The sequence below is a fragment of the Nonomuraea terrae genome (assembly GCF_004348995.1).
Taxonomy (GTDB): domain Bacteria; phylum Actinomycetota; class Actinomycetes; order Streptosporangiales; family Streptosporangiaceae; genus Nonomuraea; species Nonomuraea terrae.
Map to the genome: position 1 here is coordinate 12,508 of NZ_SMKQ01000071.1, position 25,032 is coordinate 37,539.

Below are 25,032 nucleotides of genomic sequence, written 5' to 3' on the forward strand. Positions count from 1 at the left end.
GTGGTCTCGTGAAGATCCTGCACACCGCGGACTGGCACGTGGGCAAGGTGCTCAAGGGCCGTCCCCGCCTCGACGAGCACCGCGAGGTGCTGCGCGAGCTCGTCGGCGCGGCGCGCACGCACGACGTCGACGCCGTCATCGTGGCCGGCGACCTGTTCGACACCTCGGCGCCGACGCCGGAGGCGCAGTCGCTGGTGCTCAACGCGCTCATGGCGCTGCGCGGCGACGGCCGCGACGTCGTGGTGCTGGCCGGCAACCACGACAACCCGCAGCTGCTTGAGGTCTACCGGCCCGTGCTGGGCAAGCTGGGACTGCACGTGCTCGGCACGTTCCGGCGCCCCGACGCGGGCGGCACTCTCGCCTTCACCGCGCGCTCGGGTGAGCCGGTGCGCCTCGCGGTGCTGCCGTTCCTGTCGCACCGGTACGTCGTACGCGCCGCCGAGGTGCTCACCGGCACCGCCGCCGATCACAACCGCGACTACGCCTCCCGCGTCGGCGAGCTGATCGGCGCGCTCACCGCGGGCTTCCACGCCGACACCGTCAACCTGGTCACCACCCACGGCACGCTGCCGGGCGGCGCGTTCGGCGGGGGCGAGCGCGAGGCGCAGTCGATCTTCTCCTACTACTTCGAGCCGACCGCGTTCCCGCCCGTCACCCAGTACGCCGCCCTCGGCCACCTGCACCGCCGCCAGCAGATTCCCGGCCCTTGCCCGATCTGGTACAGCGGCTCGCCGCTGGCCGTCGACTTCGGCGAGGAGGGCAACACGCCGGGTGCGCTGCTGGTCGAGGTCACGCCGGGCCGGCCGGCCGTGGTGGAGGAGCTGGCGTTCGCCTCGGCCCGCCGGCTGCGCACCGTACGCGGCACGCTGGAGGAGCTGGAGGCCATCGAGCCGGGCGACGACTGGCTCAAGGTGATCGTGGAGGAGAAACCCCGCGTCGGCCTGGCCGACGACGTGCGCGGCGTGCTGTCGGGCGCCGTGGACGTCGTCCTGGACGAGCGGTTCAGGCCCGTGCCCGCCACCCGCAAGGCCGGCTCCCCCGACCGCAGCCCGCGCGAGCTGTTCCGCGAGTACCTGAACGCCACCGGCCGCCACGACGAGCAGGTGGCCACCCTGTTCGACCGGCTCTACGACGAGGTGACCGGCTGATGCGCCCCCTCCTGCTGCACCTGGACCACTTCGGCAGCTTCCGCGAGCCGGTGACCGTCGACTTCTCCGACACGGAGTATTTCGCCCTCGTCGGCCCCACCGGCGCCGGCAAGAGCACCATCATCGACGCGATCTGCTTCGCGCTGTACGGCACCGTGCCGCGCTGGGGCCGGGAGAACGCCGTCGCCCACGCCCTGGCCCCCTCGGTCGCGGCCGGAAAGGTGGCGATGGTGTTCGACAGCGACGGCCGCCGCTACGGCGTGGCCCGCTCGATGGTGCGCGACGCCAAGGGCGCGGTGCGCACCAAGGAGGCCAGGCTCGACGAGCTGGACCCGGCCGCGCCGCTCGACCAGGTCTTCGACGCGGTGGTGCGGCCGATCGCCGAGGGCGAGAACGTCACCCCGGAGGCGCAGCGGGTGACGGGCCTTGAGTACCGGTTCTTCACCCAGTGCGTGGTGCTGCCGCAGGGCCGCTTCGCCGAGTTCCTGCACGCCGCGCCGCGCGAGCGGCAGGACCTGCTGGTGCAGCTGCTCGACGCCGACGTCTACGAGCGCATCCGGCAGAGCGCGGCCCGCGAGGAGGAGGCCGCCAAGCAGGCCGCCTCGTTCGCCCGCGACCAGCTCGCCAAGCTGTCCGGCGCCACCGACGAGGCCGAGCGGGAGCTGGCCGACCGGCTCGCGGCCCTGCGCCGGCTGTCCGACACCATCGGCTCCGACCTCGACCTGCTGCGCTCCCGCGAGGACGACATCCGCCGCGCCGAGCAGGAGCGGGCCGCCGTCGCCGAACGCCGGTCGGTGCTGGCGTCGCTGCGCATGCCCGCCGCGGTGCCCACGCTGGCCTCGGCCGGCCGCGCCGCCACCGAGGCGGCCGAACGGCTGGCCGCCGAGGTCGAGACCCTGGAGGCCGACGACCACGAGGCGTACGAGGCGCTGACCGCGCTGGGCGACCGGGGCGCGCCGCGGGCGGCGCTGGCCGCACTGGACGCCCGCGAACGCCTGGCCGCCGAGGCCGCCCGCACCCGCGCCGAGGCAGGCGGCGCGGCGGCGTCGCTCGGCGAGCTGGCCACCGCGCGGGAGACGGCCGAGCAGGCGCTGGCCGCCGCCGAGGCCCAGCGCGAACGCCTGCGCGACGCCCACGCCGCCGCCCACCTGGTCGCCCGGCTGGCCGTCGGCGAGCCGTGCCCGGTCTGCCGGCACCCGGTCACCGAGCTGCCCCGTCACGACGCGCCCGCCGACATGCGCACCGCCGACCGGGCCCTGGCCGGCGCCCGCGAGCGGGCCGAGCGCGCCAGGTCCGCGCACGCCCGCGCCGAGACGTCGGCGTCCATGCTGGCGGCGCAGGCCGACCGGCTGGAGTCGGAGCTGGCCGCGCTGCCCGCCCCCGTCGACCGGGCCGCGCTCGAAGGCACGCTGGCCGCCATCGCCAAGGCCGAGGAGGTCGCCGGCGAGGCCCGCCAGGCGCTGCGGGCCGGCCGCGCCCGCCTCGACAAGGCGCGGGCCGCCGCCGCGCAGGCCGAACGCCAGGCCGAGACCGCCTGGCGCGACCTGGAGGCCGCCCGCGACCGGCTGCTCGTCTCCGGCCACCAGGACGACCCGCCGCCACCCCTCGACCGCGACGACCTGCACCACGCCTGGACCGACCTGCTGGGCTGGCGCGACCGCGCCGCGCAGGCCGCCCTGGCCGCGCTCACCGAGCGCGAGGAGCGGCTCACCCGGGCGCGCGACCTGCTCGCCGCCGATCGCCGCCGGCTGACCGAGCGGCTGGCCGAGCACGGCGTGGTCGCACCTCCCGACGCCTCGCCCGACCAGCTCGGCGCCGCCGTCGCCACCGCCGTCGCCCGCGCCGACGCCGCCCTCGAACGCCTGCGCGAGGAGCGCAGGCGTGCCGCCGACCTCGAACGCCAGGTCGCCGCCAAGGAGCACGAGGCCAAGGTCGCCCACGAGCTGGCCCTGCGGCTGCGGGCCAACGCCTTCGAGCGCTGGCTGTGCGCCGAGGCCCTCGCCGTGCTGGTCGCCTCGGCCTCCGACACGCTGCGCGAGCTGTCCGACGGCCAGTACGAGCTGGCCCTGGCCGACAAGACCGGCGACATCGAGGTCATCGACTACGGCGAGGCCGGCATGCGGCGCAGCGCCCGCACGCTGTCCGGCGGCGAGACGTTCCAGGCCGCCCTGGCGCTGGCGCTGGCGCTGTCCGGCGCCGTCGCCCGCGGTCTCGACTCGATCTTCCTGGACGAGGGCTTCGGCACGCTCGACCCGGCGACCCTCGACACCGTGGCCACCACCCTCGAACGTCTCGCCGCCGGCCAGGAACGCATGATCGGCGTCGTCACGCACGTGCCCGCCCTGGCCGACCGCGTGCCGGTGCGCTTCGAGGTCAGGCGCGACGGCAACGGCTCCCACGTGCGGAAGGCGGCCATCGCTCCATGACGGGCTTCACCGTCGACCCGTGGGATCCCGGCTACGCGGCCGCCCTCGCCGTCGAGAACCTCTCCGAGATGGGCTCCACCAGCGCCGAGCTGGTCCTCGACATCGAGCGGCCGGCCGGCGACTGGAAGCCCGTCACACCCGGCCCCGGCGCCTCGGCCCCCGGCACGCTGCTGGTGGCCGACGGCGTGCGCAGGATCGACGCGCGGGTGTGGGTGCACGACCCGGACGCGCCGATGCCCGTGCCCGGCATCGCCGCCTCGTACGCGGCCGGGATCGTCCGGTGCGGGCCCGGCGGCGCCGATCTGGTGGACGTCCAGGTCAACCGGACGCTGATCTCGGCCTCGCCGCACGCGCCCGAGGTCAAGACCACGCACGCCACCTACCAGCCCGGCCGGGCCGCCGACGCGAGCTTCGAGGAGCTGTCGCTGGCGCTGCAGCGGCAGGTCACCCAGCTGGAGGTGGACCTGGCGGTGCGGCACCGCTCGCACGGCGACGACCTGCTGCTGGTGGACGGGCCGCTGCGGGGGCGTACGCACCTGCCGCGCACGGTGGGCTACATCAAGACGCACCACACGGCGTACCTGCCGCCGGCGCAGTCCGCGGTGGTCGGCGCGCTCGCCGCCGGGCAGCGCACACCCGTGTTCCTCATGGGCACGAGCTGGCGGCGGCACGCCTGGTACGTACGCCTGCCCGTCCAGTCGTCCGCGCCGTGGGCGGGCGTGGCGCGCTGCGAGGCCGGCGCCGACCTCGACCCGGCCGAGGCGGTGCGGCTGGCCGATGCGGTCACCCTCGCCCTGCCGCCGCTGGCCGGCGTCGACTACAAGGACCCCCGTGCGCCGCAGAACCTGATCCCGATCGGCGGCCTGGAGAAGCTGCTGCGCCACCACCTGGGCGACGGCCGGCTGCTCTATCGCGCGCTGCGCACCGCGGCCGGATAGTCAGGGCTCGATCAGTCCGGCCCGGATGGCGTGGCGGGTCAGCTCCAGCCGGTCGCGCAGGCCGAGCTTGGCCAGGATGTTGGCGCGGTGCCGGTCGACGGTCTTGACGCTGATCACCAGCATGTCGGCGATCTCCTTGCTGGAGTGGCCCTCGGCGATGAGCTTGACGATCTCCTCCTCGCGCGGCGTCAGCACGGAGTCGGGGATCGTCTCGCCCTGCCGGTGACGCTGCAGGTAGTCGCGGATGAGCGCGGTGATCGCCCCCGGGTAGAAGAACGGCTCGCCGCGCATGGCGGCCCGGCACGCCTCCAGCAGGTCGCGGTCGGCCACCGACTTCAGCACGTACCCGCAGGCGCCGGCCTTGAGTGATTCGAAGAAGTACTGCTCGTTGTCGTACATCGAGAGCATGAGCAGCCGGATGCCGGGCGCGCGGCGGGAGATCTCGCGGGCGGCCTGGATGCCGGTCAGGCGTGGCATGGCGATGTCGAGGATGGCCAGGTCGACGTCGGCGCCGGCGTGGGTGGCCAGCTCGATCGCCTCGGCGCCGTCGCCGGCCTCGGCGACCACGGTCAGGTCGGGCTCGGCGTCGAGGATCATCCGCAGGCCGTGGCGCACCAGGGCGTGGTCGTCGGCGAGCAGGATGCGGGTCGCGGCGGTCACGACGACACCTTTCCGGTGGGAAGGGGAACGGTCAGCCGCACTTCGGTGCCGCCGCCTGGGCGGGCTTCGACGGTGAGGTCGGCGCCGATGAGCATGGTGCGTTCGCGCATGCCGCGGATGCCGGTGCCCTCCTCGATGGGGCCGCCGCGGCCGTTGTCGGCGATGCGCAGCAGCACGGTGCCGTCGCCGGCCGTCAGGGACAGCTCGGCGGCGGAGGCTCGGGCGTGGCGGGCGATGTTGGTCAGTCCCTCCTGGGCGATGCGGTAGATCACCAGCTCGACCTCGCCGCCGAGGCCGGGCAGCCCCGGGTCGAAGCGGCGCCTCACGGGTACGCCGCTGACGTCGGTGAACTCGCCGGCCAGCTGGTTCATGGCGGCCATCAGGCCGAGGTCCTCCAGCACGCCGGGCCGCAGCCGCCGGGCGATGCGGCGTACCTCGTCGAGGCTGGCGCGGACGGTCTCCTGAGCGGTGCGCAGCTCCTCGCGCAGCTCGGCGGGGGCGCGGTCGAGGGTGCGCTTGAGCCCGAGCAGGACCACGGTGAGGCTCTGGCCGATCTCGTCGTGCAGTTCGCGCGCGATGCGCTGCCGTTCGGCCTCCTGGACGGCCAGCGCGTGGGCGGCGCTGGCGCTGCGCTCGGCCTCCAGCCGGTCGAGCATGGCGTTGAAGGTGGCGATCACCGCTCCGAGGTCGCCCGTCCCGCCCTGGGCGATGCGGGTCTTGGGACGCAGCAGGTCCACCCGCTCCATCAGCGTGGTCAGCGCGCTCAGCGGCGCCAGGCTGCGGCGCAGCAGGTACGCGTTCGCGGCCAGCATCAGGGCGAGCCCGGCGGCGAGGATCGGCAGCTCGGTCAGCAGCACCGGTGAGGACACCGTGGCCGGCGACAGCGCCAGCACCGTCAGCCCGGTGGTGAACACCAGCCCGTTGATGAGGGTGATCCGCCGGAACAGCGCCGAGGCCGTCGGACGCCCGCCCGCGTCATGGCGGGGTGCGGAGTACCGGGTCGCTGCAGCATTCATACCCTCCACCCTGCCCGTGACCAGCGGGTACTGTCCATCCGAGTCATCCCCCATGCCGCACGCCGTCTCTACATATCCGGCACCGGCCTGAATGGGTGGCAGCACCGATGGCGGAGGTGGGGTGTGGTCCCTGAGACTGGCGGGGGGATCCCCACCAGAACGGACAGAAGGGGCCCAGGCAGAAGGGGCCGGGAGAACGCGCGTGACTTTGCAGCAGTTGTACGGCGTCCTGCTCGCCGGGGGCGTGGTCCTGCTGGCCTCGATCGCCGCCGCGCGCACCGCCGCGCGGCTCGGGCTGCCGAGCCTGCTGCTGTTCCTGGCCCTCGGCCTGTTGCTCGGCGAGGACGTCCTCGGCATCGACTTCGACAACGCCCAGGCCGCTCAGACGCTGGGCACCGCCGCGCTGGCGATCATCCTGATCGAGGGCGGGCTGAGCACCCGGTGGAGCGACCTGCGCCGGATGCTGGCCCCGTCGGCGCTGCTGGCCACCTTCGGCGTGGCGGTCAGCGTCGTGGTCACCGCGGCGGGCGCGCACCTGCTGCTGGGCATGGAGTGGCGGCTGGCGCTGCTGCTGGGCGCCATCGTGTCCTCCACGGACGCCGCCGCGGTGTTCGCCGTGCTGCGGGCGCTGCCGCTGCCGCGGCGGCTGGCCGGCATCGTGGAGGCCGAGTCGGGGTTCAACGACGCGCCCACCGTCATCCTCGTGCTGGTGTTCAGCACCACGGCCGGGCTGCCCGATCCGGCGGACGTGGCCGGGCAGGTGAGCTACCAGCTGGCCGTGGGAGCCGTCGTCGGGCTGCTCGTCGGCCGGATCGGGGTGGCCGCCCTGCGGTACGTGGCCCTGCCGGCCAGCGGCCTGTACCCGCTGACCACACTGGGGCTGGGCATCCTCGCCTTCGCCGCGGCCGGTGCCGCGAACGCCTCGGGGTTCCTGGCCGCGTACCTGGCGGGGATCGTGCTGGGCAACGCGGTGCTGCCGCACCGGGCCGCCACCCGGTCGTTCGCCGAGGGGCTGGCGTGGCTGGCGCAGATCGGCCTGTTCGTCATGCTGGGGCTGCTCGTCGACCCGAGCGAGCTCGGCTCGGCCGTGGTGCCGGCGCTGCTGGCCGGGCTGGTGCTGCTGCTGGTGGCCCGGCCGCTGTCGGTGGTGGCGTGCCTGGCGCCGTTCCGCGTGCCGCTGCGCGACCAGGCGTTCATCTCGTGGGCGGGGCTGCGCGGGGCGGTGCCGATCGTGCTGACCACGTTCCCCATCGTGGCCGCCGTGCCGGGCAGCGGCACGCTGCTGAACATCGTGTTCGTCCTGGTGGTCGTCTTCACGCTGGTGCAAGGGCCGACGCTGCCCGCCGTCGGGCGGTTGCTGGGGGTGGCGCGGGCCGACCAGCCGCAGGAGGTGGACATCGAGTCGGCGCCGCTGGACACGGTCGGCGCCGAACTGCTCACCGTGTCCGTGCCGCCCGGCTCGCGGCTGCACGGCGTGGAGATCTTCGAGCTGCGCCTGCCGAGCCCCGCCGTGGTCACGCTCGTCGTACGGGAAGGCCGGACGTTCGTGCCGGACGGCGGCACCCGGCTGCTCCAGGGCGACCAGGCGCTGATCGTCACCACCGGCGCCACCCGCACGGCCGTGGAGGATCGTCTGCGCGAGGTGGGCCGGGGCGGGCGGCTGGCCCGCTGGCACACGGCCACCTCCACAAGCCGGAACCCGCGCCCGCCTCGCCCCCGGCCCCCGTCCGGCGAAGCGGACTTTCCGGCCCCGTCCGGCGAAGCGGGCTTCCGGGCCTCATCCGGCGAAGCGGGCTTCCGGGCCTCGGCCGGTGGTGCCGGCTCCCGGGCCGCAGCCGATGGGGCCCCTTCTCCACCGCCGGACCGGACCGCCCGTTCGGAGCGGCCCGGCGCACGCCCGAGGGGCCGAGGCGGAGAGTGAAGGGCTTCCCCCGGCGGCGCGTCCAGGACAGGCGCGTCAGGCAATGATGAGGTCGGCGGCGCGTTCGGCGATCGCGATGACGGTCGCGTTCGGGTTCGCCGCGACGATCGACGGCATCACCGAGGCGTCCACCACCCGCAGGCCGTCGATGCCGTGGACGCGCAACCTGGTGTCCACGACGCCGAACAGGTCGTCGCCGATGCGGCACGTCCCGACCGGGTGGAAGTACGGCCCCGTCACGCTGCGCACGTAGGCCGCGAGCCCGGCGTCGTCCTGGACGGCGGCGCCGGGCAGCTCCTCCTTGCCCCGCCACCCGGCCAGCGCCTCGGCCTCGCCGACCTCCCGCGCCATCCGCAGCCCGGTCACCATCGTCTCGACGTCCCGCTCGTCGCCGAGGAAGTTGGGGTCGATCAGCGGGGCGGCGGCGGGGTCGGCGCCGGTGAGCCGGACGCTGCCCCTGCTGTGCGGCTGCATGAGGCTGAACCCGATCGTGTACCCGTGCTCGGGGTCGATCAGTGTCGGCGGGTGGTACATGATGTCCAGGAAGATCAGTTGGAGGTCGGGGGACGTCAGCTCCGGGCGGGTGCGCACCATGGCGATGAGGTCGCTGTGCTGGTTGGCGGTCGGCGGGACGGGCTTGGTCGCGGAGTAGGTGATCCCGGCCAGCGGGTGGTCCTGGAGATTGCCGCCGACCCCCGGCAGGTCGGCCAGGACGTCGAGGCCGTGCTCGCGCAGGTGCGCGGCGGGGCCGATGCCGGAGAGCATGAGCAGCTGCGCCGACCCGATCGAGCCGGCGCTGAGGATGACCTCGTGTTCGGCCCGCGCGCTGCGGAGATCGCCGTTGATCGAGTACTCGATCCCGGTGCACCGGCCGTCCCTCACGACGACCCGGTGGACCAGCGCGCTGGAGATCACGGTGAGGTTCGGCCGGGTGAGGATCGGGCGCAGGTAGCCCTCGGCGACGGAGAAGCGCCGCCCGTCGACGATGTTCGTCTCCAGCCAGGCCACGCCCTCCTGGTGCTCGCCGTTCAGGTCGGGGGAGGTGGCGTGGCCGGCCTCGACGGCCGCCTCGAGGTAGACGTACGCGAGAGGGTGGCCGCTCCTGGGCGGCGCCACCGTCATCGGGCCGTCGGCGCCGCGGTGGCGCGGATCGCGCCCGGCTGCCCGCTCGGAGCGCTTGAAGTAGGGCAGCAGGTCGTCGTACGCCCAGCCGGTCGCGCCGTTCGCCGCCCAGGCGTCGTAGCTGCTGCGGTGACCGCGCAGGAACGCCATGGCGTTGATGCTGCTGCTTCCCCCGAACACCTTGCCCCTGGGATAGGGGTGAACGACGTCCATCGTGCCGGACTGCGGCACGGTGACGAATCCCCAGTCGGCCGAGCTGCCGATCAGCGTGGGCCAGGCGGGCGGGACGGCCATCGACTCGGGGCCGTCCGGCGTGCCGGCCTCCACGAGGAGGACCCTGGTCTGCGGGTCTTGCGACAGTCGTGCGGCGACCACACAACCGGCGCTCCCCGCCCCCACCACCACGTAATCGAAGGAGTGCATGTCTCTCCAGTCTCAGGTCCCCGGCGCTGGCTCCCGTGCGAACCCCCGCAGGGCACGGCGAAGCGGCCGGGCGACGGGTGCCCCGTGCACCCGGATCTCCAGCCAAACAGAGAGATCAACGTCATCGGAGGACGAGGATGCGCCCATCGTTCATAGGACCCGCAGAGCTACTCTTTGGGACGAACGGGGACGACAAGGCAGGTGAAATACGGTGAAAGCGGTCACGCTGGGGGAATTCCTGCGCACGCGGCGAGCATCGGTGGTGCCTGACGGGGAGGTCATACCGGCCGCCCGGCGGCGGGTGCCGGGGCTCCGCCGCGAAGAGGTGGCACAGCGAGTCGGGATGAGCGTCGACTACTACACACGGCTCGAACAGGGGCGGAAGATCGCGCCGTCGGAGAGCGTGCTGAACGCACTCGCCGACGTGCTGCAGCTGGATCCCCCGGCCAGGGAGCACATGTGGGACCTGGCGTGGGGGCATGCGGGTCCGGCGCGGCAGAGCGGTTCGGGGGTCCAGCACGTACGCCCGGGGATGCTGCGTCTCATGGAGTCGTTCGGGACGGTGCCCGCCGTGCTCACGGGCCGGCGGATGGACGTCCTGGCGGCCAACCGCACCGCGCGTGTGCTGCTCACCGACTTCTACGCGCTGCCGGCGCGCGAGCGGAACGCGGTGCGCTGGGCGCTGCTGTCGGAGGAGGCGCGCCGCAGCCACGAGGACTGGGAGAACGCCGTGGCGGGACTGGTGGGGATGCTGCGCATGGACGTCGGCAGGTATCCGGACGACCCTCGCACGGCCGAGCTCCTGCGCGAGCTGAGGGAGAAGAGCGCGGTTTTCACCCGGATCTGGGACAACTGCCACGTGGCCACGAGCGTGGTCCGCGAGCGCAAGGCGATCGTGCACCCGGTCGCCGGCCGCATCAGCCTGGAGGTGGAGGTGGTGACCTTCCCCGGGGACCGGGACCGGTTCCTGCACGTGCTCTTCCCGGCCTCCGATCCCGCCTCCCGGGCGGCCATGCGCCGGTTGGAGGCGCTGGCCGATGTCTGAGCCTGGGGTTGTGAACCCCTTCTTCGTGTCGGGGCCGCTCTCTAGGCTGCTGCGGCAAGCATCCCAAGACGTGTCGGGACGCCCGGCGAACCCAGGAGGGCGGTGACATGGCACGACCGGAGATCGCGGTCATCGGAGCGGGGGCCATCGGCGTCGTCGTCGCGGCCGCCGCGGCCGAGAACGGCGGCCACGTGCAGCTGTGCGTACGCACCCGGCCCGAGCAGGTGGTCGTGGAGCGCGACGGCGAGCTGCACCGGCCGCCGCTCGACGTGGTCGGCGAGCCGGGCACGGCCGGGACCGCCGACTGGGTGCTCGTGGCCACGAAGGCCCAGGACACCCCGGGCGCGGTGGCCTGGCTGCGCGCGCTCACCGGCCCGGACACCGTCGTGGTCGTCCTGCAGAACGGCGTCGACCAGCGCGAACGGCTGGCGCCGCTGCTGCCGCCGGACACCCCCGTGCTGCCCGCACTGGTCTATGTCAACGCGGAGTCGATCGCCCGCGGTCACGTGCTGCACCGCGAGAAGAACCTCGTGGAGCTGCCGCCGGACCCGGACGCCGAACGGTTCGCCGCGTTGCTGGCGGGCTCGGCGCTGTCGGTGCGCACGGTGCCCGACTTCACCACCGCCGCCTGGCGCAAGCTGCTCATCAACGTGGGCGCCAACCCGGTCACCGCGCTGACCCTGCGCCGGATCGGCGTGCTGCGCGAGCCGGAGGTCCGCGCGCTCGTCGAGGGCCTGCTCACGGAGACCGCGGCGGTGGGGGCGGCGGCCGGAGCGGCGTTGTCCGGCGAGGACGTGGCGTGGGCGATGGCGTTCTATGACAGCCTGTCCCCCGACGCCGGGACGTCCATGTTGTACGACCGCGTCGCAGGACGGACGACCGAACACGAGGTGATCACGGGTGCGGTCGTCCGCCTCGGCTCCGCGCACGGCGTTCCGACGCCGCTCAACCAGACGCTGCTCACCCTGCTGCGCGCTCTGGAGATCAACGCTTCGGCCACAAGGGCGAGCTGAGCGCCGGTCAGCGGGCGTGGACGGGCTCCGGGGCGGCCAGCATCATGTGGCGGGCGACACCGGCCATCCAGACGAAGGTGAAGGCGATCACGGTCGGGTTCTTGATCGCGACCACGACGGCCGTCACCCACTCGCGCGCGTCTTCCGGGGCCAGCGCGTGGATGGCCAGGCCGGGCACGAGGTCGAAGAGCGCGAAGGCGGCGCCGAGGACGGCGAACTGGATCAGGAAGTCGGCCCGCCGGTGATCGACGAACCACGCGACCCGCTGCCGGCGTTCGCCGAGCCCGGCGACCTCGGGGTCGCGGACGAGCGCCAGGCGGCAGATCAGGAAGAGCAGCAGCGCGCGGACCGCGCCGGTGAGCACCTCGCCCGCGACGCCGGCGGCGGCGGGCAGCTCGTCTCCCCAGGCCACCGCGACGAACCGCTGCACCGTGGGGATCATGGACAGCCCGACGATCATGCCGGCGTGCCATCCGTGGAAACGCAGTCCCCAGCGCGCCGCCTCGCGGCTGAGGAGTAAGCCGGTACGTAGACTCATGTGACGGAGACTACTTCAATACAGTGAAATATTCACTTCATCGAAATATCGGAGGGCTGATGGACGGTGCGGAGCTGGGCCGGGAGCTGAGCACGGCGGTGGTGCTCTTCCACGAGGCGGTCGCGCGGCGGCTCGGCCTCAACGCCGCCGACCACAAGGCTCTGAGCATCATCACCAGGAACGGCCCGCTGCCCGCCGGGGCCCTCGCGGCGGAGCTGCGGCTGGGCGCGAGCGCGATCACCGCGCTGGTCGACCGGCTGGAGCGGGCGGGTTACGTACGGCGGGTGCCCGACCCCGGCGACCGCCGTCGCGTGCTCATCTGCGCCGAGACCAGCGGAACCCCCGACCTCGGCGCCATCTTCGCCGATCTCGGCCGCGAGATGAGCGCCCTCATGACGAAGTACGACGAGCGCGAGCTCACCGCGATCGCCGACTACGTCGTCAACACGATCGCCGTGCTGAAGGCCCAGACCGCGCGCCTGTCGGAGACCGAGTGACTCATCGGCGGGGAGCCGCCAGCTCGTCGCCGAGAGCGCTGCGGCGGTAGAGGACCTGGCGGCCGTCGCGGGCGCGGGCGACCAGGCCGGCGGCGTACAGGACGCGCAGGTGCTGGGAGACGGCGCTCGGGGTGACCCGCACGCGGCGGGCCAGCTCCACCGTGGGCAGCGGCTCCTCGAGCAGTCGCAGCAGCCGCGCCCTGGGCGCGCCGAGCAGCGCGGTCAGCGCGGACGGGCCGGCGGACGGCGCCGCCTCCCACAGTGTGGCCACCCCGCGGCTGGGGTAGACGAGCGACGGCGGCTCCCCCGGGCTGACCGGCGGGGCCGGCTTGTGGGCGAACACCGAAGGGATCAGCAGCAGCCCGCGGCCGGAGACGACGACGTGATGCCTGCCGATCATCTTGTCGATGTGCAGCACCCCCTCGTGCCAGCGCAGGTTGGGATGCATGTCGGCGAACAGCAGCCGCGCGCCGCCCACCGCGAGCTGCCGGGCGCGGTAGGTCATGTCGGCCTCCAGCAGCAGCCGCATCCGCTGCCACAGCGGCGCGACGAACGGCTCCCAGAAACGCGCCAGCGCGTCGCAGACGGCGTCGCGGAGCCGGGCGGCCGCGGCGTCGTCCTCGGGGAGCGGCCCGGCCACGAGCGCGGCCTCCAGGTCGTGGCGAACGACGTGCGGGGCCGTGCGCCGTACGATCGCGAGCTCCTCGTCGAAGGACGGCGCGAAGACGGCGGGCCGGGGCGTGAGGAAGTCGGGCAGCGCGAGCTTCTCCCCCACCACGGACACCAGCAGGGCGGCGTCGGCCGGGTCGAGCCGGGCGAGCGCCGACCTGCGCCACGGCAGGTGCAGTGCGTGGAGGCCGGGGTCGCGCAGGACCCGCAGGCTGGAGATCGTCTCGTGGAGCGGCGAGATCGCGAAGCGGGTGTCCGCGAGGTCCTCCACGCTGAGCTCGAAGCTGATCATCAAGCCGTACGCTACATCCGTGGGCGGCCGGAGGACATCGCGCGCGGAACGATCTCGTCGCCTTCGCGGGCATGACTACAGTGGAGCCCCGAGGAAAGCAGAACGACGGGGGACGACGGGAGAGACGGTGGATCTCGCTGAACTGGGGGCGTTCCTGAAGTCGCGCCGAGGCCGGCTTCGCCCCGACGACGTCGGCCTGCCGCCAGGCTCAAGGCGGCGGGTCCCCGGCCTGCGCCGCGACGAGGTGGCGCGGCTGGCCAGCATCTCCGTCGACTACTACTCCGAGCTGGAGCAGGGCCGCGGGCAGAACCCGTCCGATCCGGTCCTGCACGCGCTGGCCCGCACGCTGCGGCTCGACGGCGACGAGACCGACCACCTGTTCTACCTGGCGGGGCGGACGCCGCCGTTCGGCTCGGAGCCGCTGCAGATGCAGGCGGCGCTGCGCCAGCTCATGGAGCGGCTCGACGACACCCCCGCCATGGTGATCACCGATATGCACCAGGTCGTGGTGCAGAACCACGCCGCGCAGGTGCTGGTCGGGCCGCAGTCGGGGCTGAGCGGGATCGAGTCCAGCTTCATCTACCACTGGTTCACCGACCCTGACACCCGCGTGCTCTATCCCGCGGACGAGCACGACTACCACTCCCGGCTGCTGGTCTCCGACCTGCGGGCCGCGGTGGCCCGGCGCGGGCCCTCCGACCGGGTCAGCGGCGACCTGGTCCGTCACCTGCTGCGCGCCAGTCCCGAGTTCTCGGGGTTGTGGCAGGCGCGGGAGGTGAGGGTCCGCCACGAGGAGGACAAGCGGATCGTCAATCCGGTCCTCGGTGTCCTCCATGTCATCTGCAACAACATCATCACGGTCGACGCCGCCCAGCGGCTGCTCTGGTTCGTCCCGGACGACCCCGCGATCGTCCCGCGGTTGCGGGAGCTCGATCCGGCGCAGGTGTGGCGGCACACCCGTGGGCCCGCGTTCGGCAGGGTCCCAAGCTGGGGTTGACCACCCATGGCTGATCGTCTTCGGCGCGGTACGGGTGCGGCACGCTGGATGAGGCGGATCCGCGGGGCATGACCCCTGACATCCCAGAAGAACGGTGACCGGAGTCTCTCCGATCAGCTTTGGCCGAGGAGGAATCGATATGCGTGCAGCACTCGCCACCGCCGTGGGCGCCCCGCTGACTCTGACCGAACGGGACGTCCCTGAGCCGGGTCCCGACGAGGTCGTGGTGAAGGTGACGGCCTGCGGCGTCTGTTTCACGGACCTCAACCTGATCCGTGGGCATTTCCCGTTCGCGCGATTCCCGGTGGTCCCCGGCCATGAGATCACCGGCACGGTGGCCGCAGTGGGCAGCGGCGTGTCGGGCCTGTCCGTGGGCGACGCGGTGGGGGGCCAGTTCTTGTACGACTCGTGCGGGCACTGTGACTACTGCGTCTCCGGCGACCAGATCCTCTGCCCGTCCAAGCGCATCACCGGCATCGTCAAGGACGGCGGCTACGCCGAGTACGCGCTGCTCAAGGCCGGCTTCGTGACGCCGCTGCCGGCCGGGCTCGACCCGGTGGCCGCGGCGCCGCTGATGTGCGCGGGGCTGACCGCGTTCAACGGCCTGCGCAGGGCGGGGGCCACGCCGAGCTCGCGGGTGGCGGTCGTCGGGGCCGGCGGCGTCGGCGCGCTCGCCATCCGGTACGCGGTCGCCATGGGCGCGCGCGTGGCGGTGGTAGGCCGGTCGGCGCGCGGCGAGGCGAGCGCCAAGGAGCTCGGCGCCGAGCTGTACATCGCCGGCGGCGAGACCGACGCCGCCGCGGCGCTCAAGGCGTGGGACGGCGGCGCGGACGTCATCCTGAACGCCGCCCCGTCCAACGCGGCTGCCGCGGCCGTGCTCGGCGGGCTCGCGCCCGACGGGACGCTCGTGCTCTGCGGCTACGACAACACGCCGCTGACCCTGCAGGCCCAGCCGATGGTGCTCAACCGGCTGCACGTGATGGCCTCGCCGTCGGGCTCGCCGCACGACACCCGCGACACGCTGGCCTTCTCCGCGCAGCACGGCATCCTCCCGCCGGTCACGCCGATCACCCTGGAGGAGGCCCCCGCTGCGCTCGACGCCATGGCGAGCGGCGCCGGCGGCGGCCGCCGCGTCATCACCTTCGACTGACACCACGCCGGCGACGGACCGCCCGTAAGGGCAGTCCCGCCGCCTTCACGCCCGGCGACGGGACGCCTGCGTCACCGTCCCGTCGCCTCCCGCCGTCCTTCATCGGGCGGGGGAACGCGTCGCCGCGGGGGCCGGTCCTGCCCCGGCCCGCTCGGCGGCGGATGTGTCGCAGCCCAGGGCCGAGCGTGCCCAGGCCAGGGCGGGCGACGCCGAAGAGCCGGTGACCGGCCGGGACAGACCTGACCCTTTTGTCATGCGGAGGCCGCCATCCCGGCGGCCTGACCGGCCTGGGCCGGAACGGCGCCCGACCGGCGCCACCCGGGCCCGAGCGGGAGCGACACGCAAGCTCCCGAGATGGCCGTCAACCCGCTCCTGCCGGTCACCGAGCGCCGGCCTGGAGCACGTCACCGACGCCCAGCCGGGCCCGAGAACGGTGGCACGCCATCGCGAGCCGTTCTCCGGAGTGAGCACCAGGCACCTGACCGAGCTGCGATCACGGTACGCGCCGCCGTCCCCACCGGCCCTTCCGCCGCCAGGTCATCCTTCACCGGGCCGGTAGCGGAGACTGTCGATCAGCAGGCCGGCGAGTCGCCGCGCCTGCTCCCGCTGCTCCGGCGCGCCCGCCACGAGCGCGATCCCGCTCAGGGTGATGAGCACGTCGTGAGGACACCATCCACGCCGGTCCGGCGACGCGGCGACCCGGGCGCGCGTGCTCGCCGTCCTGTGCGCCTGGCTCGCGGCCGGCCTCACCACCGGCCTGACACGTTGTGCGGACCGGGCCGGCGGATGTGGGACGCCGCTGCCCAACGCGGTGCCGTTCCCCGTCCAATGGGACGGCACGACGTGGCGGTGCCCGTCGTGGCCGGCCTGATCGGCTGGGAGGATGTCCGGATGCGAGAGCTCGGTGAACTGATCGACGTGGCAGAGCCGGCCTGGCCGGTGTTACAGGAGGAGTTCGCCAGGACCTCCGTACCGCTGGAGGTCCTTCCCGGCGATCCCGGCCAGGGCCGCGCCTGCCTGCTGCAGCTGCAGGTGGGCGCCGGATCGGCGCTCGGCGCGATGGCCCTGCACTGCGGCGGGCTCGTGCTCGACGGCGGGTGGCTGCGGGTCTTCGGCGGCACGACGGCCGGCGCGCTGCCGGGGCTGGCGCGGGTGAACGGCTTCCCCGAGGCGTTCGACCCGGCGTGGCGTCCGCCGGACGGGCTGGTCGTGGCCCACGACGTGCTCGGCGGGGTTTTCGTGCTGAACGGGCCCGACCCGGCGGCGGCGGGACGCCCGGGCGTGCCCGGGCAGATGCTCTACTTCGCCCCCGACTCCCTGGAGTGGGAGGCTCTGGAGATGGGCTACGGCACGTGGCTGACCTGGCTGCTGTCAGGCCGGCTCGACCTCTTCTACGACGGGCTGCGCTGGCCGGGCTGGCGCGACGAGGTCTCCGCCCTGGCCCACGACCAGGGCTTCGCCTTCTACCCCTTCCTGTGGTCGGAGGAGGCCATGGCCGACCTGGCGGGCGCCACCCGCAGCCCTGTCCCGATGCGGGAGCTGCTCGGGCTCAACGCGAGCTTCCGCGACCGGTCCGGGCTGCCGGGGCCGGGGTTTCTCGGCGACGTGTGAGGCCGCTCACGGCTCCCCGGCCGGCAGCAGGCCGGTGTGGTTCAGCCGCTCGCGGGCGGCGGCGATGGCCTCCGGGGTGGTGGCGAACACCTGGCCGGCCGCGTCCAGGCGGGCGATCACGCCGAGTGCCCGCAGCGGCTGGTGGTGGCCGTCGCGGATGCCGGAGACGTACACGGTGATGCCGCGGCGTTGCAGCCGGTCGATGGCGTCGCCGAGCACCAGGGCGCCGCTGGCGTCGATGGTCGTCACGCGCGACATGCGCAGGATGACCACGGCGACGTGGGCGACCTCCGACAGCTCCAGCAGGAAGCGGTGGGCGGCGGCGAAGAACAGCGGCCCGTCCAGCCGGTAGGCGACGATGTGCTCGGCGAGCAGCTCGTGCTCGGCCTCGGTATGGTCCTCCGGCAGGTCGGGGCGGAGAGGCACGGTGTCCAGGCGGACGTTGCGCGCGATGGCCCGCAACGCGAGCGCACCGGCGGCGATCAGCCCGAGGATGACGGCCTGGACCAGGTCGAGCGCCAGGGTGGCGACGGCGGTAAGCACCAGCACCACGGCGTCGCCCCGGGTGGAGCGCACCATGGCCTTGACCGCGCCGACCTCGACCATCCGGATCGCGGTCGCGAGCAGCACACCGGCGAGCGCGGCCAGCGGGATCCTGGCGACCAGGCCCGCGGCGGTGAACACGATCACGGTCAGGATCGCCGCGTGCGCCAGCGCAGCCAGCCGCGACTGCGCGCCGGAGCGCACGTTGACCGCCGTACGCGCGATCGCGCCGGTGGCCGGGACGCCGCCGAACAGCGGCGCCGCCAGGTTGGCCAGCCCCTGCCCGAACAGCTCCCGGTCGGGGTCGTGGCGGTGGCTGACGCTCATGCCGTCGGCGACCGCGGCCGACAGCAGCGACTCCAGCGCGGCCAGGGCGGCGACCGCGACGGCCGGGGCCAGCAGCGAGCCGAGGGCGGAGACGTCCAGGAAGGCCAGTGAGGGCGCGGGCAGGCCGGCGGGCAGCTCGCCGATCCTGGCCGCGTCCAGCCCGGCCAGCTCGGCGGTCAGGGTCGCGGCGACGACGGCGATCAGCGAGAACGGCACGGTGGGCCGCCACCTGCCGCCGGCCAGCATGAGCACGGCCACGCCGGCCGCGATGGCCACGGCCTGCCACTGCGGCTCGGCCAGGAAGTCGAGCACCGCCTGCCAGGCCACCGCCACCACCTGGTCGCCCTCCGGGGTGGGCACGCCGAGCGCGGCCGGGATCTGCTGCAGGCCGATCACGCAGGCGATGCCGAGGGTGAAGCCCTCGACCACGGGCGCCGGCACCAGCGCCATGTAACGGCCGGCCCGGGCCAGCGCCAGCCCGACCAGCATCACCCCGGCCAGCAGCCCCACCGTCAGGACGCCGGATGCGCCGTGTTCGTGCACGATCGGCACCAGCACCACGGTCATCGCCCCGGTGGGGCCGGACACCTGCAGGCCCGAGCCGCCGAACACGGCGGCGAGCGCCCCGGCGACCACGGCGGTGGCCAGCCCTGCCTCGGCGCCCAGGCCGGAGGAGATGCCGAAGCCGAGCGCCAGCGGCAACGCGACGATCGCGACGGTGAGCCCGGCCAGCAGGTCGCGGCGCGGGCGGCGGCCCATGGCGGCCAGGTCGTCGCGCGCGGGCAGCACGGAGCGCAGCCGGGCCAGGCCCGCCGCCATCAGGGCGCTCACCTGGCGCCGCTGTCCAGCTTCTCGGCCAGCAGCTCGCCCAGCAGCTCGTTCTGCCCGGACAGTTTCTGGGTCAGCAGCTCGCGCGCGGCCCGCAGCAGCTCGGCGACGCCGCCGCCGGCCAGCGCGTACACGACGGTGGAGCCCTCGCGCTGGGCGGTCACCATGCCGGAGCGGCGCAGGACGGCGAGATGCTGGGACAGGCCGGTGGCCTCCACCTCGATCTCGGCCAGCAGCTCGCGCACCTGCATGGAGCGGACCTGCAGCAACTCCAGCACCCGGATGCGGACGGGGTGACCGAGCAGCCGGAACAGCTCGGCCTTGGCCTCGTAGAGCGGGACGGACATCACGCGCTCAGGTCGTCCTTGCCGTCGGTGATGTCGCCGAGGTTCACGCCATGGGCGCGGGCGAGGCGCTGGACCTCGTCCCAGTCGTCCGCGGCCAGGAGCATGGCATGAGCGTCGTTGTCACGGCGGGCTTCTTCCAGCGACCGCCAGACCGACCGTGCCCGCTCGCGGATCGCGGCCGCCACTGCAGTGGTCATGTCACCCCTTGTACTCGCTTTATCAATGCAATTACGAAACTTCGCAATTACGATACCCGCCGGGAAGACGGCCCTGACGTCCGGGTACCTCCGGCAGACCTGGCCGTGACCCGCGATCACCGTCGACGGAGAAGACGATCACCGGATCAAGGCGCCGGACGCCGAATCGGTGCCGGCGACCGGCAAACCCCTTGTCCGCCCTTCGCGCGGTTCAGCAAGATCGAGCATGGACGTGACACGGGAGCTGCTCGCCTACTACGAGCAGGACAGGGAGCACGACCGGTTGCGCGAGGGGCACGGCCGGCTGGAGTTCTGGCGCACGCAGGACGTGCTGCGCCGCAGGCTGCCGCCGCCACCGGCCCGCGTGCTCGACGTGGGCGGCGGCACGGGTGTGCACGCCGAGTGGCTGAGCGCCGACGGCTACGACGTGGAGCTGCTGGACCCCGTACCACTGCATGTGGAGCGGGCGCCGGCGCTGGCCGGCGTGCGGGCCCGGCAGGGCGACGCGCGGTCGCTGCCGGCGGCCGACGCGAGCATGGACGCGGTGCTGCTGCTGGGGCCGCTCTACCACCTGGCCGAGCGGGCCGACAGGGTGCGGGCCCTGGCGGAGGCGCGGCGCGCCGTACGGCCGGGCGGCCTGGTGGCGGCCGCGACCATCAACCGCTACGCGGGCATCCACGAAACCGTCGGCCGGGGCAGCTACCTACGGGAGAACGAGCGCCGGGCGGCGCACGCGGCCGCCGCGGACGGGATCATGTTCTCTCCACGGCGCGGCTTCACCGCCTACTTCCACCATCCCGAGGAGGTGCCGGGCGAGTTCGCCGACGCCGGGTTGCCCGAAGTGGCGCAGTACGGGCTGGAGGGCGCGTTCTGGCTGATGGGCGACGTCGGCGACTGGCTCGACGATCCCGAGCGCCGGGCGCTGCTGCTCGACGCGCAGCGATCCGTGGAGTCGGTGCCGTCACTGCTCGGCGTCAGCGGCCACCTGCTGACGGTGGCGCACCGCCCCCGCTAGCGCCGCCCCCGCTGGCGGCCGCCTGCCGAGGCCGGCGCGCCGCTCTCGGCCAGCCAGCCGGCGATCACCTCGCGCCCCTGCGGGATCGCGAGGTCGAGCAGGCCGGGGAAGCGGGCGTCGAGGTCGTCGCGGCGCAGCCGGTTCAGCCGCCGCGTCCCCTCGTCGCGTTGGCGGATGACGCCGGCCTCGCGCAGGACCTTGAAGTGGCCGCTCTGGGTCGACTTGCTGACCGGCAGCGCGAACGTCGTGCACGCCAGCTCGCCGTCGGGTCCGACGTCGGCGAGCCGGGCGACGATGGCCAGCCGGATCGGGTCGCCCAGGGCGGCCAGCACGGCGGAGAACCGCGATCCTGCTGACCGGGACGAATCTGGCCACCCCGCTCTACCGCGGGTACGAGGTCCGCTTCGGGTTCTCGCCGCTGGTCGTCACACTGATCTTCGCCGCGTACGTGGCCGTGCTGATCCCCGCGCCCCGGACCGCGGGCGTCGGCCACGGCCTGGCGTTTCTCGGCGGTCTCACCGCGGTCGACCAGGCCGCACCGGCCGACCGCCGCGCCGGGGTGCTCTCCGGCTTCTACATGATCGTCTACCTCGAGGCCGGGGCGCTGGTCATCGGCGTCGGCCTCCTCACCACCATGACCGGGCTGCTCGCCGCCGTCCAGTCGGTCACCTGCGCGGTGGCCGTGCTCTGCCTGGTGGCCCTGCTCATCCGTACCCGCGTACGTGCCCAGGGAGAGACCATGAACACGACCGCGCTCCGCACCGCCTACGACGGCCTGCTCGCCGTGGCCGAAGCGATCGGCGCCGCCCCGCTCACCGCGGACGTGAGGTCCGCCGTCGACTGGACGCTGAGCCACGTCGCGCTCAGCGACCGCCTGCTCGCCGCCGCGGCACGCGACGTGCTGTCCGGCCGTCCCGCGCCCTGGTCGAGGCGATGCCCGACGAGGCCGCGGCCACGCCCGTACGGATCCGCCTGGTGGGTCGCGACGGCCGGGCGCACCCGGACCAGCGGATCACGTGGAGCGAGCTGATCCGGCTCCGCGCCGAGGAGCACGTCCCCGGGCATGCCGCCCGGCTCAGGGCACTCGCCGCCGGAGGCGTGGGTCAGGAGCGCTCGGGCTCGTAGTGCAGGGCGGTGATCCCGCAGTCGAACGGGCGGGCGGCGACCAGGCGGAAGCGCTGCCGGCCGTCGGGGAAGACGGGCAGGCCGCCGCCCACGGAGACCGGGTTGACGAAGAGGTGGAGCTCGTCGATCAGGCCCCCCGCGATGAGGTCGGAGACGAGGGTCGCGCCGCCGTACGTGATGAGGTCACCGCCGGGGCCGCTCTTGAGCCGGTTGACGGTCTCCGCCAGGTCACCGCCCTCGACGACGGCGTTCTTCCACGGGGACTCGGTGAGGCTGCGCGAGATCACGACCTTGGGGGTGTCGTTCATCCAGTCGATCGACTTCTGCTCCTCACCCTCCGGGCCGGACTCCCACGCCGGGATGAACCCCTCGGCGAGCCTGCGGCCCAGCACGATGCAGTCCACCGAGTCCGTCAGGGCGTCGACGTGGGCGTTCATGTCGTCGGTCCACGGCATCGTCAGCCAGTCCATCTGACCGTCCGGGCCGGCCATGTAACCGTCGATGGTGGTCTGGACCTGGAGCTTCAGCTTGCGCATGGGGTCGTTCCTTTCAGGTTGTGCGGTGCCTCATGTGCCTTCAGCGTCGCCGAGCCCTCTTACGGCGCCCTTACGGTTTTCTTCCCGCCCACCGATGCAGCCGGTGCAGTGATGCATCTGCTGTAGCATGTGGCGCCGTGGGCGAGGAGCCGGGGCGCCGGGAACGCAAGAAGCAGCGCACGCGCGAGGCACTCGTCGCCGAGGCGATGAGATTGTTCGAACAGCAGGGCTATGACGAGACCACCGTAGCCGAGATCGCCACGGCGGCCGACGTGTCCACCCGCACGTTCTTCCTGCACTTCCCCACCAAGGAGGACGTGCTCCTGGCCAACACGCAGGTGCGCGTCGACCTCGGCGCCGACGTGATCGCCGGCCGCGGCCCCGGCGAGAGCGCCGCCGACGCGCTGGGCCGGGCGATCGAGGAAATGATCGTCAACACCTGGAACACCGACCTGGCCAGCGGGCTGGCGGGGCTGCGGGCCGGCCTGCTCACCTCGTCCCCGGCCGCCCAGGCCCGGCTGCTGCAGCGTTTCCTCGCCGCCCACGCCGACCTCACCGAGGCGCTGCTGCGGGCGTACCCGGACGAACTCGACCCGATCGAGGCCGCCGCCCTGGTCGGCGCGGTGGTGGGCGCGGTCGGCGCCGCCGCCCTGACGAGCCTGCGCCACGGCGACCCGCCGGAGCAGGTCCGCGACGCCATGCGCCGGGCCACCGCCCTCGCCGTCCACCCCCGCTGACCGGCCCCCGGGACCGCGGCGAGCCGCCGCACGTACGCGGTCTCGTCGGGATGCAACAGCAGGGCACGGGCCGGGCTGTCGACCACCTGGGCCGAGGGGTGGCGGTCGCGGCCCTGCTCAAGCCGCAGGTAGTACTCGGTGCTGATGCCCGCGAGCAGCGCGACCTCCTCGCGCCGCAGCCCGGCGGAGGGCAGGCCGACGTCCTCAGGACGGACCCGTTCGCGCCGGGAACGCAGGTGGTCGCCCAGCTCGCTCGCTCGTGCCATGCGCTCCACGGTATGCGCCGGGCGCGTGGCGTTCCTGTCCCCGTCACCACCACCCGCGGGCGGCGCCGGGGAGACTACAACCTTTCGCCCGCCGGGCAGCGTTGGGTACGGGCGAGAGGAGATCATCACATTGGATCGTCACGACGGCTTCCGCGAGTTCGTGCTCGCCCGCCAGCAGGCGCTGATGCGGACGGCGTACTTGCTCACGGGAGACGCCCACCTCGCCGAGGACCTGCTGCAGACCGTCCTGGTCAAGGTCGTGGGGCACTGGGCCAAGCTGTCGCGGTCCGGCAACCCCGAGGCGTACACCCGCAAGGCGCTGGTCAACCAGTACATCTCGTGGCGGCGGCGGGAGCGTCCCGAGCTGCCCAGCGCCGTGGTGCCCGACCGGGCCACGGGAGGCGACGAGTCCGCGCTGGACCGCATCGTGCTGCGCCAGGCGCTGGCCAGGCTCGCGCCCCGGCAGCGCGCCGTGATCGTGCTGCGCTTCTGGGAGGACCTCACCGAGGCGCAGACCGCCGACGTTCTCGGCTGCTCGGTCGGCACCGTCAAGAGCCAGACCCACCACGCGCTCGCCCGGCTGCGCGTGATCGCCCCCGAGCTGGCGCACCTGCTGGACGATCCCGAGATCGTGGAGGTGGCCGGGCCTGTCTGACCGTACGGGCCGGTGCGACCGGCACCCGGCAGCCGACGGCCAGGACAGGCGGCCGTCCCGTGCGCGGGACGCCGGGCAGCGGCGGCCACCGCGAGGGCTCAGGAAGAGGGGCCGCGCAGGAGGTCGGTGACCGTGCGGGCGCGCATCACGCCCGGGTGCAGCACCTCGGCGCGGGCGCGTGGCATGCCACCGGCCAGGGCGGCCTCCACGAGCGCCGCGGCCACCCACCGCGTGTCGGCGGGGCCGATGAGCGGCTCCCCCAGCGCACGCGTGCCGGACAGCTCCCGCAGCAGGGGCCGGACCGGCTCCGGGACGGGAAAGGCGACCAGGTCTCCGTGGCCGTCCCGCACGGTGACGAGAGCGGGCCCGCCGTCGTCGGCGATGCCGCGCAGGTCCTGCACGGTCAGGTCGGCCAGCGCCGCCACGGGAGCGCCGGTGGCCTCCAGCAGCGCCACGGCCACGGCCTCGGCGGCGCGCCCGCCGGCGGCCAGCCGGGCCACGCCCCGGCGCAGCAGCCGCCGGTCGTCGCGGGTGAGCGGCCGCGGCTCACCGGCCGGGTGGACGGCGTGGGACACGGCGCCGGTCCGCCAGGCGAAGGCGTAGAAGGACGACAACACGGCGCGCCTGCGGTTGACCGTGGCGCCGGACAAGGGCTTGCCCGGCCTGCGCACGCCCACGGTCAGGGTGCCGGTCAGCGCGGCGTCGCAGTAGGCGTCCAGGTGGGCGCCGGTGGCCGCGAGCGGGTCGAGGGCCGGCTCGCTCGCGTTCAGCCAGCGCAGGAACGCGGCCAGCACCTGCAGGCGGGCCTGCCGCGCGGCGGCCGACGGCCGGTCGAGCAGCCAGGCCCGCACGACCCGCCTGGCCGCGGGGGTGAGGCCGTCGACCAGGTCGACGTCGGGGCCGGACACCTCTCCCCCGTCGCCGGGACGCCTGCGCGGCCGCAGCCCGGCGATCTCCCCTACGCTCTTCGGGGCTGGGGCCGCGCAGGCG

At 73.9% G+C, this 25,032-nt stretch carries 25 protein-coding genes and 1 pseudogene; 14 read left to right on the forward strand and 12 right to left on the reverse strand.

Going from position 1 to position 25,032, the window contains the following annotated elements; translation table 11 throughout:
- Positions 1-8: 8 nt before the first annotated feature.
- From E1286_RS22620 to E1286_RS22630, 3 genes are read left to right on the forward strand one after another with little or no spacing between them, the layout of a single operon-like run.
- On the forward strand, positions 9-1,148 hold the full coding sequence (locus E1286_RS22620; RefSeq protein ID WP_132615440.1) for an exonuclease SbcCD subunit D: 1,140 nt from the start codon (positions 9-11) through the stop codon (positions 1,146-1,148).
- Positions 1,148-3,574 (forward strand): AAA family ATPase, encoded by a 2,427-nt coding sequence (locus E1286_RS22625; RefSeq protein ID WP_132615441.1) that lies wholly within the window; start codon positions 1,148-1,150, stop codon positions 3,572-3,574. Before E1286_RS22620 ends, E1286_RS22625 begins: the two co-directional genes overlap by 1 nt.
- On the forward strand, positions 3,571-4,512 hold the full coding sequence (locus E1286_RS22630) for a hypothetical protein (protein ID WP_132615442.1): 942 nt from the start codon (positions 3,571-3,573) through the stop codon (positions 4,510-4,512). The genes E1286_RS22625 and E1286_RS22630 overlap by 4 nt, the downstream gene beginning before the upstream one ends.
- Here E1286_RS22630 and E1286_RS22635 read toward each other — a convergent pair whose 3' ends face one another.
- The gene (locus tag E1286_RS22635) at positions 4,513-5,172 is read right to left on the reverse strand and encodes a response regulator (protein WP_132615443.1); all 660 of its coding nucleotides are present in this window, start codon (positions 5,170-5,172) and stop codon (positions 4,513-4,515) included. It abuts the gene before it with no gap.
- A complete protein-coding gene (locus E1286_RS22640; protein ID WP_132615444.1) occupies positions 5,169-6,188 on the reverse strand; it encodes a HAMP domain-containing sensor histidine kinase in 1,020 nt (339 codons plus the stop codon). The genes E1286_RS22635 and E1286_RS22640 overlap by 4 nt, the downstream gene beginning before the upstream one ends.
- Positions 6,189-6,390: 202 nt before the next feature.
- On the opposite strand from E1286_RS22640, the gene E1286_RS22645 reads away from it, so the two are divergent.
- The gene (locus E1286_RS22645; RefSeq protein ID WP_132615445.1) at positions 6,391-8,109 is read left to right on the forward strand and encodes a potassium/proton antiporter; all 1,719 of its coding nucleotides are present in this window, start codon (positions 6,391-6,393) and stop codon (positions 8,107-8,109) included.
- A gap of 36 nt (positions 8,110-8,145) precedes the next feature.
- Here E1286_RS22645 and E1286_RS22650 read toward each other — a convergent pair whose 3' ends face one another.
- A complete protein-coding gene (locus E1286_RS22650; RefSeq protein ID WP_132615446.1) occupies positions 8,146-9,654 on the reverse strand; it encodes a GMC family oxidoreductase in 1,509 nt (502 codons plus the stop codon).
- 211 nt (positions 9,655-9,865) lie between these two features.
- On the opposite strand from E1286_RS22650, the gene E1286_RS22655 reads away from it, so the two are divergent.
- Together E1286_RS22655 and E1286_RS22660 are read left to right on the forward strand one after the other, a co-directional pair.
- Positions 9,866-10,699 carry a helix-turn-helix transcriptional regulator gene (locus E1286_RS22655; protein ID WP_132615447.1) on the forward strand — a complete coding sequence of 278 codons (834 nt, stop codon included), beginning with the start codon at positions 9,866-9,868 and terminating at the stop codon, positions 10,697-10,699.
- A 107-nt stretch (positions 10,700-10,806) separates the two neighbouring features.
- The gene (locus E1286_RS22660; RefSeq protein ID WP_132615448.1) at positions 10,807-11,712 is read left to right on the forward strand and encodes a 2-dehydropantoate 2-reductase; all 906 of its coding nucleotides are present in this window, start codon (positions 10,807-10,809) and stop codon (positions 11,710-11,712) included.
- A gap of 7 nt (positions 11,713-11,719) precedes the next feature.
- Here E1286_RS22660 and E1286_RS22665 read toward each other — a convergent pair whose 3' ends face one another.
- Complete coding sequence (locus E1286_RS22665) at positions 11,720-12,250, reverse strand: hypothetical protein (RefSeq protein WP_132615449.1); 531 nt, start codon at positions 12,248-12,250, stop codon at positions 11,720-11,722.
- A gap of 59 nt (positions 12,251-12,309) precedes the next feature.
- Here E1286_RS22665 and E1286_RS22670 point away from each other — a divergent pair, with 59 nt between their 5' ends.
- Positions 12,310-12,747 (forward strand): MarR family winged helix-turn-helix transcriptional regulator, encoded by a 438-nt coding sequence (locus E1286_RS22670; RefSeq protein WP_132615450.1) that lies wholly within the window; start codon positions 12,310-12,312, stop codon positions 12,745-12,747.
- 1 nt (position 12,748) lies between these two features.
- Here the strand turns inward: E1286_RS22670 and E1286_RS22675 are convergent, their stop codons facing one another.
- Positions 12,749-13,708, reverse strand: a complete 960-nt coding sequence (locus E1286_RS22675) for an ArsR/SmtB family transcription factor (protein ID WP_132615451.1) — start codon at positions 13,706-13,708, stop codon at positions 12,749-12,751.
- A gap of 127 nt (positions 13,709-13,835) precedes the next feature.
- Between E1286_RS22675 and E1286_RS22680 the strand changes: the two genes are divergently transcribed.
- The 3 genes from E1286_RS22680 to E1286_RS22690 all read left to right on the forward strand — a co-directional run bounded on the left by E1286_RS22680 (position 13,836) and on the right by E1286_RS22690 (position 17,466).
- Positions 13,836-14,705: a helix-turn-helix transcriptional regulator gene (locus E1286_RS22680; protein ID WP_165969858.1), complete on the forward strand. Its 870-nt coding sequence runs from the start codon at positions 13,836-13,838 to the stop codon at positions 14,703-14,705.
- 139 nt (positions 14,706-14,844) lie between these two features.
- Positions 14,845-15,855: an alcohol dehydrogenase catalytic domain-containing protein gene (locus E1286_RS22685; protein ID WP_132615453.1), complete on the forward strand. Its 1,011-nt coding sequence runs from the start codon at positions 14,845-14,847 to the stop codon at positions 15,853-15,855.
- Between the two features lie 828 nt (positions 15,856-16,683).
- The gene (locus tag E1286_RS22690) at positions 16,684-17,466 is read left to right on the forward strand and encodes a DUF2625 family protein (protein WP_246075047.1); all 783 of its coding nucleotides are present in this window, start codon (positions 16,684-16,686) and stop codon (positions 17,464-17,466) included.
- Between the two features lie 6 nt (positions 17,467-17,472).
- Here the strand turns inward: E1286_RS22690 and E1286_RS22695 are convergent, their stop codons facing one another.
- Genes E1286_RS22695 through E1286_RS22705 form a run of 3 tightly spaced genes read right to left on the reverse strand, consistent with a single transcriptional unit; the run spans position 17,473 to position 19,708 of the window.
- The gene (locus tag E1286_RS22695; protein ID WP_132615460.1) at positions 17,473-19,155 is read right to left on the reverse strand and encodes a SulP family inorganic anion transporter; all 1,683 of its coding nucleotides are present in this window, start codon (positions 19,153-19,155) and stop codon (positions 17,473-17,475) included.
- Between the two features lie 8 nt (positions 19,156-19,163).
- Positions 19,164-19,511, reverse strand: coding sequence for an ArsR/SmtB family transcription factor (locus E1286_RS22700; RefSeq protein ID WP_132615454.1), 348 nt, complete (start codon positions 19,509-19,511; stop codon positions 19,164-19,166).
- A complete protein-coding gene (locus E1286_RS22705; protein WP_132615455.1) occupies positions 19,511-19,708 on the reverse strand; it encodes a hypothetical protein in 198 nt (65 codons plus the stop codon). The genes E1286_RS22700 and E1286_RS22705 overlap by 1 nt, the downstream gene beginning before the upstream one ends.
- Positions 19,709-19,934: 226 nt before the next feature.
- Between E1286_RS22705 and E1286_RS22710 the strand changes: the two genes are divergently transcribed.
- On the forward strand, positions 19,935-20,723 hold the full coding sequence (locus E1286_RS22710; RefSeq protein WP_132615456.1) for a class I SAM-dependent methyltransferase: 789 nt from the start codon (positions 19,935-19,937) through the stop codon (positions 20,721-20,723).
- On the opposite strand, the gene E1286_RS22715 is transcribed toward E1286_RS22710, so the two are convergent.
- Positions 20,720-21,055 carry an ArsR/SmtB family transcription factor gene (locus tag E1286_RS22715; RefSeq protein WP_223190266.1) on the reverse strand — a complete coding sequence of 112 codons (336 nt, stop codon included), beginning with the start codon at positions 21,053-21,055 and terminating at the stop codon, positions 20,720-20,722. The two genes, E1286_RS22710 and E1286_RS22715, sit on opposite strands and share 4 nt — an antisense overlap.
- 116 nt (positions 21,056-21,171) lie before the next feature.
- On the opposite strand from E1286_RS22715, the gene E1286_RS48015 reads away from it, so the two are divergent.
- Positions 21,172-21,753 (forward strand): hypothetical protein, encoded by a 582-nt coding sequence (locus E1286_RS48015; protein ID WP_165969859.1) that lies wholly within the window; start codon positions 21,172-21,174, stop codon positions 21,751-21,753.
- Positions 21,754-21,826: 73 nt separating this feature from the next.
- On the opposite strand, the gene E1286_RS22720 is transcribed toward E1286_RS48015, so the two are convergent.
- On the reverse strand, positions 21,827-22,384 hold the full coding sequence (locus tag E1286_RS22720; protein ID WP_132615457.1) for a dihydrofolate reductase family protein: 558 nt from the start codon (positions 22,382-22,384) through the stop codon (positions 21,827-21,829).
- 137 nt (positions 22,385-22,521) lie between these two features.
- Here E1286_RS22720 and E1286_RS22725 point away from each other — a divergent pair, with 137 nt between their 5' ends.
- Complete coding sequence (locus E1286_RS22725; protein ID WP_132615458.1) at positions 22,522-23,121, forward strand: TetR/AcrR family transcriptional regulator; 600 nt, start codon at positions 22,522-22,524, stop codon at positions 23,119-23,121.
- A gap of 47 nt (positions 23,122-23,168) precedes the next feature.
- On the opposite strand, the pseudogene E1286_RS52105 reads toward E1286_RS22725, so the two are convergent.
- Positions 23,169-23,513 (reverse strand): annotated as a pseudogene (locus E1286_RS52105) (helix-turn-helix domain-containing protein); the annotation flags it as partial.
- A 4-nt stretch (positions 23,514-23,517) separates the two neighbouring features.
- Between E1286_RS52105 and E1286_RS22735 the strand changes: the two are divergent.
- Positions 23,518-24,042 (forward strand): SigE family RNA polymerase sigma factor, encoded by a 525-nt coding sequence (locus tag E1286_RS22735; protein ID WP_223190268.1) that lies wholly within the window; start codon positions 23,518-23,520, stop codon positions 24,040-24,042.
- Positions 24,043-24,140: 98 nt separating this feature from the next.
- On the opposite strand, the gene E1286_RS48020 is transcribed toward E1286_RS22735, so the two are convergent.
- A partial coding sequence (locus E1286_RS48020; RefSeq protein ID WP_223190270.1) for a hypothetical protein occupies positions 24,141-25,032 on the reverse strand: 892 nt, incomplete at its 5' end.